The sequence below is a fragment of the Mangrovitalea sediminis genome (genome assembly GCF_002514725.1).
GTDB classification, from domain to species: Bacteria; Pseudomonadota; Gammaproteobacteria; order Pseudomonadales; family Oleiphilaceae; genus Mangrovitalea; species Mangrovitalea sediminis.
In genome coordinates, this window is sequence record NZ_NTLB01000003.1 from 642,109 (window position 1) to 653,158 (window position 11,050).

General features: G+C 56.9%; 14 protein-coding genes. 12 read left to right on the top strand and 2 right to left on the bottom strand.

Annotation, left to right across the window (positions count from 1 at the left end; all coding sequences use genetic code 11):
* Positions 1–234: 234 nt before the first annotated feature.
* From CLR77_RS09865 to CLR77_RS09885, 5 genes are all read left to right on the top strand, one after another.
* On the top strand, positions 235–417 hold the full coding sequence (locus CLR77_RS09865; RefSeq protein WP_227519866.1) for a YgaP family membrane protein: 183 nt from the start codon (positions 235–237) through the stop codon (positions 415–417).
* A gap of 64 nt (positions 418–481) precedes the next feature.
* A complete protein-coding gene (locus CLR77_RS09870) occupies positions 482–1,753 on the top strand; it encodes an NAD(P)/FAD-dependent oxidoreductase (RefSeq protein ID WP_097460445.1) in 1,272 nt (423 codons plus the stop codon).
* 40 nt (positions 1,754–1,793) lie between these two features.
* Entirely contained in the window at positions 1,794–2,246 is a 453-nt protein-coding gene (locus tag CLR77_RS09875; RefSeq protein ID WP_097460446.1) for a hypothetical protein, read from the top strand.
* Positions 2,247–2,347: 101 nt separating this feature from the next.
* Entirely contained in the window at positions 2,348–3,307 is a 960-nt protein-coding gene (locus CLR77_RS09880) for a quinone oxidoreductase family protein (protein WP_097460447.1), read from the top strand.
* Between the two features lie 71 nt (positions 3,308–3,378).
* A complete protein-coding gene (locus tag CLR77_RS09885; protein ID WP_097460448.1) occupies positions 3,379–3,999 on the top strand; it encodes a DedA family protein in 621 nt (206 codons plus the stop codon).
* Positions 4,000–4,067: 68 nt separating this feature from the next.
* On the opposite strand, the gene trpA is transcribed toward CLR77_RS09885, so the two are convergent.
* Together trpA and trpB are read right to left on the bottom strand one after the other, a co-directional pair.
* The gene (gene trpA / locus CLR77_RS09890; protein WP_158227163.1) at positions 4,068–4,871 is read right to left on the bottom strand and encodes a tryptophan synthase subunit alpha; all 804 of its coding nucleotides are present in this window, start codon (positions 4,869–4,871) and stop codon (positions 4,068–4,070) included.
* A 5-nt stretch (positions 4,872–4,876) separates the two neighbouring features.
* Positions 4,877–6,070, bottom strand: coding sequence for a tryptophan synthase subunit beta (gene trpB / locus CLR77_RS09895; protein WP_097460450.1), 1,194 nt, complete (start codon positions 6,068–6,070; stop codon positions 4,877–4,879).
* A gap of 113 nt (positions 6,071–6,183) precedes the next feature.
* On the opposite strand from trpB, the gene CLR77_RS09900 reads away from it, so the two are divergent.
* The 7 genes from CLR77_RS09900 (at position 6,184) to CLR77_RS09925 (ending at position 10,868) form a co-directional block, all read left to right on the top strand.
* A complete protein-coding gene (locus CLR77_RS09900; protein ID WP_158227164.1) occupies positions 6,184–7,041 on the top strand; it encodes a LysR substrate-binding domain-containing protein in 858 nt (285 codons plus the stop codon).
* Positions 7,042–7,260: 219 nt separating this feature from the next.
* Positions 7,261–8,097, top strand: coding sequence for an undecaprenyl-diphosphate phosphatase (locus CLR77_RS09905; RefSeq protein ID WP_097460452.1), 837 nt, complete (start codon positions 7,261–7,263; stop codon positions 8,095–8,097).
* 601 nt (positions 8,098–8,698) lie between these two features.
* Positions 8,699–8,995, top strand: coding sequence for a hypothetical protein (locus tag CLR77_RS20005; RefSeq protein WP_143269392.1), 297 nt, complete (start codon positions 8,699–8,701; stop codon positions 8,993–8,995).
* Positions 8,996–9,093: 98 nt separating this feature from the next.
* Positions 9,094–9,399, top strand: coding sequence for a hypothetical protein (locus CLR77_RS09910; RefSeq protein WP_097460453.1), 306 nt, complete (start codon positions 9,094–9,096; stop codon positions 9,397–9,399).
* 115 nt (positions 9,400–9,514) lie between these two features.
* A complete protein-coding gene (locus tag CLR77_RS09915; protein WP_097460454.1) occupies positions 9,515–9,760 on the top strand; it encodes an Imm32 family immunity protein in 246 nt (81 codons plus the stop codon).
* 32 nt (positions 9,761–9,792) lie between these two features.
* Complete coding sequence (locus CLR77_RS09920) at positions 9,793–10,038, top strand: hypothetical protein (RefSeq protein ID WP_143269393.1); 246 nt, start codon at positions 9,793–9,795, stop codon at positions 10,036–10,038.
* A 77-nt stretch (positions 10,039–10,115) separates the two neighbouring features.
* Positions 10,116–10,868 carry a hypothetical protein gene (locus tag CLR77_RS09925; protein WP_097460456.1) on the top strand — a complete coding sequence of 251 codons (753 nt, stop codon included), beginning with the start codon at positions 10,116–10,118 and terminating at the stop codon, positions 10,866–10,868.
* Positions 10,869–11,050: the final 182 nt, after the last annotated feature.

Consider the following 11,050-nt stretch of genomic DNA (forward strand, 5'->3'; position numbering starts at 1 on the left):
CAGGGGCCATGCAATACCTAGCTTACTACAGGTCTGTCTCGGAAGCCTCCGCCCGAATGATCGTAAAGAGGCCTACCGTGCTGCTACTGCTTTTCTGTCGCCTTTCTACGGGCGTATTTTTGCCGGCAGCATGATATCCGGCATTCACTCTCCTTGACCCCCGTCAATGTTGACAGCTCCGCTCTCACATAAAGTGATGCCATCTTGGTTGTTTATCGGGTGAATTTTATGCGGATGGAACAATACATTAGGGCAATTGCCGGCACCTTCATTCTGATCTCGTTGTTGCTCGGCCATTTCGTCAATCCCTATTGGTACCTGTTCACGGCTTTTGTCGGACTGAATCTTCTGCAGTCCGCCTTTAGCGGCTGGTGCCTGATGGAAAAAATTCTGGCCCGTCTTGGCGTTCAACGCTGACGAATTCAGAGGCTTGTCTGTTCGACGGCTTCGGCGCATTGACGATAAAAAAGAGGAAACGCGCATGGCGACGATAATGGTTTTGGGTGCAGGACTGGGTGGCGTACCCATGGCGCTGGAGATGCGCGATCTGAAACGCTCGGAAGACAAGGTGGTGGTGGTCAGCGACCATGATTACTTCCATTTTGTGCCTTCCAACCCCTGGGTGGCGGTGGACTGGCGTACGCCGGACGCCATCAAGATACCGCTGGACGAAGCGTTGACGAAACGCGGCATTGAAGTCGTGATCGGCAAGGTCACGCAAGTGTCGCCTGAGCAATCTTCCGTCACGCTGGAGGATGGTCAGGTCCTGCCTTACGATCACCTGATTATTGCCACTGGTCCCAAGCTGGCCTTCGAAGAGATCGAGGGGCTTGGACCGGATGGGCATACGCAATCCATTTGTCATGTTGAACATGCGGTCCACGCCCGGGGCAAGTGGGCAGAGTTTGTCGAGGAACCGGGGCCGGTTATCATCGGTGCCGTTCAAGGGGCTTCCTGTTTCGGGCCGGCCTATGAATTTGCCTTTATCGTCGACAAGGACCTGCGCAATCGCCGTCTTCGCGACCGCGTACCGATGACCTTCGTCACGTCGGAGCCTTATATCGGACACCTGGGGCTCGGTGGGGTCGGTGACAGCAAGGGTATGCTGGAGTCGGAACTGCGTCAGCACCACATCAACTGGATCTGCAACGCCAAGGTGGAAAAGGTCGAGGCGGGCATGATGCATGTGGTGGAGGTCAACGAAGACGGTAGCGAGAAGAAACGTCACGAACTGCCGTTCTCCTATTCAATGATGTTGCCCGCGTTCCTGGGTATCGATGCGGTGCGTAATGTCGAAGGCTTGTCGAATCCCCGCGGATTCATCATCATCGACGATCATCAGCGCAACCTCACCTATCCGAATATCTGGGGGATCGGCGTCGCTGTCGCCATAGCGCCTCCCGGCAAGACACCGTTGCCGGTTGGTGTGCCCAAGACCGGATTTATGATCGAAAGTATGGTGACGGCCACGGCGCACAACATCCGGGCGGTGCTGGACGGCAAGGAGCCGGTCAGCGAAGCGACCTGGAATGCCGTCTGTCTGGCGGATATGGGTGACACCGGGATCGCGTTCGTCGCGATACCGCAGGTGCCGCCTCGTAATGTTAACTGGATGAAGAAAGGCAAGTGGGTACACGTCGGCAAGCTGGCCTTCGAAAAATACTTTATGCACAAGGTGCGTCGTGGTGTGAGCGAGCCGATATACGAGCGCTACATCATGAAGGCTTTGGGCATCAAGAAGCTGAAGTCCTGAGGCGGCGCGTCCGGGATCGGGGATTCAGCCGGGCATTGCCATGCTGAATCCCGCGACCTGGGCCATATTGGCTGACCTCTATTCGCCTTTCCTGGTCGTCGTTTCGCTCTATAACCTGGGGCGGATGCTGCTGCGGGACCGTCATCAGGCCCTGGAAAGCGGGCTGCGGCTGCTGGGCGCCTTGGCCTGGGTGTACGGGGTGATGGCCCTGGACCTTGCGTTGACAATTTGGGGGCGCTGGGGAGCGGACTACAGCACCCACACGGCGTTTGCCCTGGCATTTGTCCTCTTTCTCGCCCGCAACAGCCTTGGGGCTGTCCTTTGGGGCATCTCCCTGGTGCTCTACGCCATCCTGATGATCCTTCTCGGTTACCACACGCTGACCGACATCCTGTCGACCGCGTTGGTGCTTATTGTGCCGCTGACCGCCACGCTCTATATCGGACACCGCCGTGTCAGGCTCTCAGGACCCCGTTACCGGGGGCGCGAGTAGACCGGATCTGCCAGTTTCCTGTGTTTGGCGGTTGAGTTTTCCGCCCTCCATTGGGCAAACTGCGCTTCCTATCGTTTTGAATTCCGTCCCAGAGGATGTCGATGAAAGCACTTCAATTCGCGAAGACCGGTGATCTCAATGAGCTGCAATTGGTCGAAGTCGCACGACCTGCGCTGCGACCGGGAGAGGTTCTGGTGGAAATCCGTGCGGCGGGGCTTAATCCCAGCGACGTGAAAAACGTCCTGGGGCGATTCCCCTATACGACGTTGCCGCGGATTCCGGGGCGCGATTTTGCCGGTGTCGTCGTCGAGGGCACAACCTCATTGCTGGGGCGTGAAGTGTGGGGCACCGGGAAGGAGCTGGGCTTCACGCGGGACGGCAGTCATGCTGAGTATCTGGCGTTACCGGCCGAGGGGGTTGCGCTCAAGCCTCCCGGCGTGTCCTTTGCCCAGGCGGCGAGTTGCGGTGTGCCGTACACCACGGCCTGGGACGCCTTGGAACGTTGCCGGGTGGGCGCGGGCTCCCGTGTCGTTATTCTCGGCGCGAACGGGGCTGTCGGTAAAGCGGCTGTTGCGTTGGCGCGTTGGCGTGGTGCCCAGGTGATTGGTGCGGTGCGTCGTGCCGAGGAGCAGGATGTTCTGGAGCGTCAGGGAATCCCTGCCCTGAAACTGGACCGGGCCGACGATTTCGCCGGCCAGGTACGGGGACACTTTCCCGGGGGCGCCGACATGGTTTTCGACACCACGGGGTTTTGGGTCGCCGCATCCGTGGCGGCTCTGGCACCTTTTGGGCGCCTGGCGATCATTGCTGCACCGGCAGATGGCCTGGCCCAGGTTCCTGTGCTGGATCTCTACCGGCGAGGTGGTGAAATCGTGGGCGTCAATTCTCTGCTCTATGACAGTCGTGCCTGTGCCCGCATGCTGGAACGGATCGGTGGGGCGTTCGACGCAGGTCAGCTACCGTTGCCTGCAACGCCCGCGACCTGTCCCTTGGAAGAGGGGCTGGCGGCCTATCACCGGGTGAACGATGGCGACAGCCGGAAGCAGGTGTTGGTGCCGTGAGGCCGGCTCGCGCTTTTCCCGGGGCGACGGTACTATAGCCGGGCTTTTCATCGAAAGGGTCTGGATGCCTCATGCTGGGAAAATTGATCAGTCTGCTCGCCGGTTTTGTCATTGCGACGATTTCGCGGATGGAATACGTCGGAATTGCATTGTTGATGGGCATTGAAAGTGCCTGCATTCCGTTGCCTTCGGAAATCATTATGCCGTTCTCCGGCTATCTGGTGTTCCAGGGCAAGTTGACGCTCTGGGGTGTTGCCGTGGCCGGTGCCGTGGGCTGCGTAATAGGCTCCTGGATTGCGTATGCGATCGGTGCCTGGGGTGGGCGGCCGCTGATAGAGCGTTACGGCAAGTATGTGCTGATCTCTCACCATGACCTGGACCTGGCGGATCGCTGGTTCCAGCGTCACGGCGACATCACGATTTTCATCGGGCGACTTTTGCCGGTGATCCGGACCTTCATCGCATTCCCGGCGGGTGTTGCGCGGATGGCCGTCTGGCGCTTTACACTCTATACGTTCATCGGGTCGCTGATCTGGTGTTGGGGGTTGGCCTGGATCGGCCTCAAACTGGGGGAAAACTGGGACACCTTGGGGACCTATTTCCACCGGTTCGACGCGGTCATCGGCGCGGTGATCATTGCGGCTGTCGTCTGGTATGTCTGGCGGCATATCAAGCATATGCAGCGGACATAAATCGAGCTCCCACCATTGAACTGCAGTGCGGCCTGTCCCTGAGCTGGTCAGGCCGCTCTTTGCTTACCTTACCGGACGTCCAGCGCCCGTCGCAGCTCGGCGACCTGTGCTGCCAATGCTGTCAGTCCTTCCTGTGGTGTCGCCGCCGCTTCCAGCGTGTCGTGCAATGCCGAGCCGATGACGATCCAGTCCGCCTTGCCATTGAGTGCGCGAAAGTGCTCCGGTTTCCTCAATCCAAACCCCACTGCAAGGGGCTGGTCTGTAAGGCCGCGTGTCATGGCCAGCCGCTCCTCCAGCGCAACCTGTGCGACCTCGCCGCTGCCGGTCACGCCGTTTCGGGCAACCAGGTACAGAAATCCCGTGCTCTGTTCGGCGATGTGTCCCAGTCGCTGGCCGTCGGTGGCGGGTGCAACCATCCGGGGCCAGAGCATTCCGTTGGCATCGCAGGCATTTCGCAACGGTTGCCCCTGATCGGTGGGCAGGTCGACAAGCAGCAGACCGTCGACGCCGGCCTTTGACGCCGCCTGACAAAAGGCGTCGACGCCATACTGCCAGACCGGGTTGGCGTACCCCATCAACACCACCGGGGTGTCCTGGTCACTCTCCCGAAACCGTTGGACGCTGGCGAGCGTCCGTTGGACCGTTTCGCCTGCTGCGAGGGCGCGCAAGGCAGCCCGTTGCAGGGTAGGGCCGTCGGCCATGGGGTCAGAGAAGGGCATACCCAGCTCGATAAGGTCTGCACCGGCACGCGCCAGGGTGAGCAGCGCCTCCGACGTATTGCCTGTCTGTGGATCGCCGGCGGTCAGATAGGTGACCAGACCGCTACGGCCCTGATGGCGCAGTTGTTCAAGCCGTTGAGTGTAACGTGTCATTGTCGTCATTCTCCGGTTTCCAGAATCGTCGCCAGGTCCTTGTCGCCGCGACCGCTAAGGCAAACGACCAGGCTTTGCTCCGGGCTCATGGTGGGCGCGCGCTTGTAGGCCTCAGCCAGGGCATGGGCGCTTTCCAGAGCGGGAATAATGCCTTCTTCCTGCGCCAGCTGACGGAAGGCGGAGCGTGCCTCGTCGTCGGTGATACCGACATAGTCGACGCGGCCACTGTCGTGCAGCCACGCATGTTCGGGGCCGACGCCGGGATAATCGAGTCCGGCCGACAGGGAGTATCCTTCTTCGATCTGGCCGGCGGCGTCCTGCAGGAGATAGGTGAGGTTGCCATGCAGGATTCCGGGACGTCCGCCGTTCATCGATGCGGCGTGCAGGGCCGTGTCGAGGCCTTTGCCGGCGGCTTCTGTCCCGACCAGCGTAACGTCGGTGTCCAGGAATGGATGGAAGAAACCAATAGCGTTGGAGCCACCGCCGATGCAGGCAATCAGCATGTCCGGCAGTCCGCCGAGGCGCTCCTGGCACTGGTCGCGGGTTTCCTCGCCGATCACGCGTTGGAAATCCCGCACCATGGTGGGATAGGGATGCGGCCCGGCGGCGGTGCCGATCAGGTAGTAGGTATCGTCCACGTTTGTGACCCAATCCCGCAATGCTTCATTCATGGCATCCTTGAGTGTCCCCCGGCCCTGATCGACAGCGCGGACTTCGGCGCCGAGCAGGCGCATGCGATCGACATTCGGTTGCTGGCGCTGTATGTCGTGGCGCCCCATATAGACGACGCACTCGAGACCGAAGAGCGCGCAGACCGTGGCGGTCGCGACGCCATGCTGGCCTGCGCCGGTTTCGGCAATGATCCGGGTTTTGCCCATGGCGCGGGCCAGCAGGATCTGTCCCAGGCAGTTGTTGATCTTGTGCGCACCGGTGTGGTTGAGATCTTCCCGCTTCAAGAAGATACGCGCACCGCCAAGGCGCTGACTGGTCCGGGCGGCGAAGTAGAGGGGGCTGCTGCGTCCCACGTAGTCGCGGCGTAATGCGTTCAGTTGGGCGATAAAGTCGGGATCATTCTTCAGGCGCTCATAGGCGGCTTCGAGTGCGTTCAGGGGAGCAATCAGGGTCTCGGCCACGAAGCGTCCGCCGTAGGGGCCAAAAAATCCCGCTTGAGGTGAGGCGGTGCTGGTCTCGGGATTCATAGGAAATCTCAATATTAATGACTGTTCCGCTATGCTAATGTCCGGCTAATTAAAGTGTGTAACGATTCTTTCCCACAGTGCCTGTGAGAAAAACTCACGTCGGAGAGGTGATATTGCCTTCACTGAAAGCGTTGAAAGCCTTCGATACGGCCGCTGGCTGCGGCAGCTTCAGTCAGGCGGCCGAGCGGCTGTTCGTTACCCATGGCGCGGTCAGCCGGCTGATTCGCCAGCTTGAATCGGAGTTGGGCGTGACGCTGTTCGATAGGCATCAGGACGGCGTGACATTAACGGCAGCGGGGCAACGGCTGAGGGCGTCTAGCGAGATGGCCTTCCGGTTGCTGGACGAGGGTTGTGCTGCAGTGGCGCGGGCGACCGGGGACGATGTTGTCGTTCTGGCATGCCCGGGGAGCTTTATGATGCGCTGGCTCATTCCTCGTCTCGAAGCGTTGAAAACGGCATGCCCCGGGATCATGTTGCGCCTGCAGGCCTTGGACGGACCCTGGCAGGGGCGGCTGGACGGTATCGACCTCGCGATCGTCAACGGCGATGGGCAGAGCCCGCCGGGATGGCGATCCCGGCACCTGGCCGACGACGAACTGGGGCCGGTATGCACGCCGGGATTGGCGGCCCGTCTCAAGGTGCCGGAGGACCTTGCCGGCCAACGCCTCCTGCAGGTCGCGTCGCGCCCTGATGCCTGGCAGGACTGGGCCAGGGAGCAGGGGGTGGCGCTGCGGAATGAAGATGTGGGCACTGAGTTCGAGCAGTTGAGTTTTATGCTGGAGGCCGCTCTGACCGGGTTGGGCGTGGCGATAGCGCCGCGCTTTCTGGTTGCCGGGGATATTGCTGCCGGTCGCCTGTGCGCCCCTTTTGGGTTCGTGAGGGGCGATCAGGATTACCGGTTGCTGCAGTCCGGCAGTGGAGGGGCGCCGGTTCAGGCTGTTGCGGAGTGGCTGCTGCAACAGGCGCCGTAAAGGACCTGTGTTCAGCCCCCGGACAATAGCCCTGCGGGCTGTTTGCCGCTGACGGGCAGGAAAATGTACCGACTGTCTTTCCTCTGTCGCCGTTCTCAGCGAGACTAGGCAACTTTCGCTTTGGGGCTCCGGTGGTTAAAGGGAAGCTCCGTCAGAGTTTATCGCCGGTGCGGCCATGAGTCGCGTCGGCCGCTTTCGATTGAAGGAGATGTATCCAGGATGAATGCGATTCACGTTCTGCTGTTTGCCATCATGCAGGGCATTACTGAGTTGTTCCCGATCAGTAGTCTCGGGCATGGGGTTATCGCCCCGTCCTTACTGGGTTGGGACCTGAATCGGGATAACCCGAATTTCCTGCCGCTGCTGGTTGTCTTGCACTTGGGCACCGCGACAGCGTTGCTGCTGTATTTTCGCCGGGACTGGATTCGCTTGATCGGTGGTGTGCTGAGGCAGCATCGGGAACCGTCAAACCCCGAAGCCAAGGTTTTTTGGCTATTGGTCATGGCGACGGTGCCGGCAGGTCTGCTGGGTTTGTTGCTGGAGAAAAAATTGCGGCTCCTGTTCGGTAACGCCGAACTGGTCTCAGGAGTGCTCGCGATAAACGGTATCGTGTTGTGGATCGGTGACCGACTGAAGAATCGTTCCGCCCGGCATACGCTGGAGACGATGGGCTGGCAGAAGGCGGTAGGCATTGGCTTTGCCCAGGCGCTGGCCCTGATTCCGGGCATGTCCCGCTCCGGAGTGACCCTGGTCGCCGGTCTGGCCAGCGGGTTGGATTATGCCGCTTCGGCGCGTTTTTCATTCCTGATGGCGACGCCCATCATTCTGGCGGCCGGTGTACTTGAAGTGCCGAAGTTGCTGCATCATGGTCTCGGCACCGCGGGGCTGGGTGTGATTGCCGCGGCCGGTGTTCTGGCAGGTATTTTTGCCTGGCTGAGTACCTGGGTATTGATGCGCTGGTTCAGTTCCCATGAAGTGCAGGCACTGCGCCCCTTTGCCGTCTACTGCCTCCTGGCTGGACTGGGAGCCTTGACCTATCTACTCGCCGGCGGCTGAGCCGGCTCCTTTCCTGATTTTCTCACCGGGCGCCTGAGCGGTTTCTACGGCCAGTCAGGCGCCACGCACTTTTGTGTGACGGGTATAAAGTAAGTCCGTTCGTCGTAGTGTCCCTTGAACGCGGGTAGCCGTGGCCACCTTGCTTTTTGATGATTGTTTGGCCGGTTCTCGGTCATAACGGGCTCTTCGAAAACGCGGCTCCACCGACCGTTATTGGCGCACTAACCGGCCCGGAGAAACAGCCGCTGATTCGGCATTTCAATGTAGACATAAGCTCGACGAGCAAACTCTCTACAGGCATCTGCTGGTGTAGATATGCGACACCTGTCGCTGATTTCCAAAATATGACTGATAGCTTATGTGTATCTTTCTGAAAAAATTGAAATTGTGTTTTTCGGCACGAATGGATAAGTGACGAGTGGTAAGCTGGATATAGACGACAAGTGACGCAAGAGATTCAGGCAGGACGAGGTGTGATCTTCTATTCTTTTGATATTGAAGTGTTTTCCTGTTTTGCGATTTTGGGTTTGTGGAGATAAGCGACAGCGCGATATATGACATTTGTCGTTGAATTAACTGTTAAGTTTATATACGAGTGAGCATGGGAAAGAAGAATAAGGATAAATGGCACCTGCCCAAAGAAGAAGTAACTTGGCACGGAGGCGGCTGCACTTCTACTCATCGGAAGAAGCGTTCAGTCGCATCTCGTGCAGTAGATGACCGCAGCTGGCACTTCACTCTAGTTCATACTCCATCGGGTATTGAGGTTTCAGGTGAAGTACCCAAAGGCAATTACTCACAGAAACAGATGCAGCAAGAAAGAGATAAATTATTTACCCAATTATGGGCCCAACTAGAGCTTAAAGTGGCTCGTCATTTGAGGCTTCCAGGTTGGTAAACTTAACAAGGCCAGGCACAATCGCCCCTTCGGGGCTGGACCTCCGCACTGCGTGCTCCGGCCTGTGCTGGCGGCGTTAAAAGTCACAAGAGGTAGCCATGGAAGTAAAGCTCAGTGAAGAGTATGAGGAATTGGCCATTGAGTGGCAGTACCAAATAATCCTTTTGCTCAAGCAAACGCTAAAGAAAAAAGGCATTGATGATGCGATTGCAAAAGATGTGATTGGTGACTTTGTCTTTGACCTCTCCATGCTGCATGACCAGGGTGAAATTAAGCTCGATGGCAAGTCCTATAACCCTCGAATTTGCTTCGATGATTTCAGCGGCTCGTTGGTTGCAACAGACGAAGAGACTGGGCTTCATGAATATGCCTTCGGTAGCACCGGCGAAGCCTTCGGGGGATGAGCAACTTTTAACAAGTCATTCAAGTTCGTTCCGGCCCTGACGGGCCTCCACCGGACCGCCTTTACGCTGCGCTCCAAGGCGGCCGCTTAATATCGGCGTTAAAGGGCATGATCAAGTGAAGATATACGGGTACGAAAAATCCGAGAAGATTTCAGATGATGAAATTGTGCCCGCTGAGTTAGCTGAGATAACCCTGGTGGCTGATGCAGAAGAGCTACGAAAGATCGCCAGTTTTATTTATTCTGCCGCAGATGAAATTGAAAGGCTCGGCTCCAAGTGGGAACACGAACATTTGGCTGACTCTTACCCAGATTTTGAAGGTGCACCGCACTTTGTGGTGTTCAACCCGGATGCGGAGTAACACCCTTTAGCGCCCGTTAAATGGTTCAAGCAATGAGCGGAAGTATCAAAGTTGGAGATATGGTCAGGTTAAAGGAGGTGCCCGAGGGGACTTTTGATTACCTGCCAGACTCGGAGAAGCAATCTCTTTATGAAAGTTGCGGGCATCCGGTACGAGTTCAGCGATTAGACAACGATAAAACAGTAACGGTGCTGCTCTCCAGCGTCTGGAATGAGGAGTGTGACGCCTGGGAAGGGCATGAGTTAACGGTTTATCGTGAAGAAGTTGAGCCTGTGTAATTCTTTAACAATCCGCGTCAGTCGGACGTGCTAAAGCACGCCGCTGCGCTCCGCGTTAGGCGTGAGAAGGTCAGTGAATGCACAACTTCAATTTAGTTGAAAATGCAAAGGATTCGCTTAGCCATGCGATCGAGCACCTTGGGCCTGTTAATAGAAACACCACTGGCGATTGGAAGCGTATTATTGTTGATTTGGCACACGTAATTGAACTCTTGGTGAAAGAAAGGCTAAGAAGGATTCATCCTGCATTTGTATTTGGCAATATTGACAAGTATCCATCAAATACTGCTCATACTGTTGGTGCTGAGCAGGCTTTTATAAGGCTTCAAAAAATTGGAGAAATTCATTTTTCTGAATCTGAAATTAATGCAGTGAAAGTAGCTCGTGAAAAGAGAAATGAAATTGAGCATTTTGAATTTACAATAGAGAACCATGAGGCCAAAGTTCTTGTAGGTCAAGCATTGTCGTTTATCTTAAAGTTTGCCGAAGACGAGTTAGCCTTAGAGTGGAATGCCCTGTGTTTTAAAGGGGGTAAGTGGTGGGTGCTATTTGAGTACAAAGAATTCTACGTGGCATTACAGAAATCGGTGCAAGACAAGATAGATAGCAATGAAATACCGGTAATAGAATGTACGTCATGCCATAACGACTCCTTTGATCTTGATAATGAAGAATGCCTGTTGTGTGGCCACAGAGAAGAAGTACTAGATTGCAAATGGTGTGGTGAGCCCTATATATATTCATCATGCGAATACGGTGAAGAGGCAGAACTTTGTCCTAGCTGTGAGAGAAAAGATGGTTATGCTGCTGCCCACCATGAGAAATACTAAAATGCCTAACAAAGTGCTGCTAGGGACAAACCTACGCTGCGCTCCAGTTTGCCCCAGAGCACGGCGTTAACTGACAACGGACCGTCTATGCACGCTCGACTGAAAAGTATTATGAGCCCTGATTTGGACTACGGTGCATCACCGAATGATCCTGAAGACTGCTGCGTCTTCATTGAGGCAGA

Coding starts and splice junctions, on each gene's coding strand:
- CLR77_RS09920 (WP_143269393.1), top strand. CDS start 9,793: ATGAGCGGAAGTATCAAAGTTGGAGATATGGTCAGGTTAAAGGAGGTG.
- CLR77_RS09875 (WP_097460446.1), top strand. CDS start 1,794: ATGCTGAATCCCGCGACCTGGGCCATATTGGCTGACCTCTATTCGCCT.
- CLR77_RS20005 (WP_143269392.1), top strand. CDS start 8,699: ATGGGAAAGAAGAATAAGGATAAATGGCACCTGCCCAAAGAAGAAGTA.
- CLR77_RS09925 (WP_097460456.1), top strand. CDS start 10,116: ATGCACAACTTCAATTTAGTTGAAAATGCAAAGGATTCGCTTAGCCAT.
- CLR77_RS09865 (WP_227519866.1), top strand. CDS start 235: ATGGAACAATACATTAGGGCAATTGCCGGCACCTTCATTCTGATCTCG.
- trpA (WP_158227163.1), bottom strand. CDS start 4,871: ATGACACGTTACACTCAACGGCTTGAACAACTGCGCCATCAGGGCCGT.
- trpB (WP_097460450.1), bottom strand. CDS start 6,070: ATGAATCCCGAGACCAGCACCGCCTCACCTCAAGCGGGATTTTTTGGC.
- CLR77_RS09905 (WP_097460452.1), top strand. CDS start 7,261: ATGAATGCGATTCACGTTCTGCTGTTTGCCATCATGCAGGGCATTACT.
- CLR77_RS09870 (WP_097460445.1), top strand. CDS start 482: ATGGCGACGATAATGGTTTTGGGTGCAGGACTGGGTGGCGTACCCATG.
- CLR77_RS09880 (WP_097460447.1), top strand. CDS start 2,348: ATGAAAGCACTTCAATTCGCGAAGACCGGTGATCTCAATGAGCTGCAA.
- CLR77_RS09910 (WP_097460453.1), top strand. CDS start 9,094: ATGGAAGTAAAGCTCAGTGAAGAGTATGAGGAATTGGCCATTGAGTGG.
- CLR77_RS09885 (WP_097460448.1), top strand. CDS start 3,379: ATGCTGGGAAAATTGATCAGTCTGCTCGCCGGTTTTGTCATTGCGACG.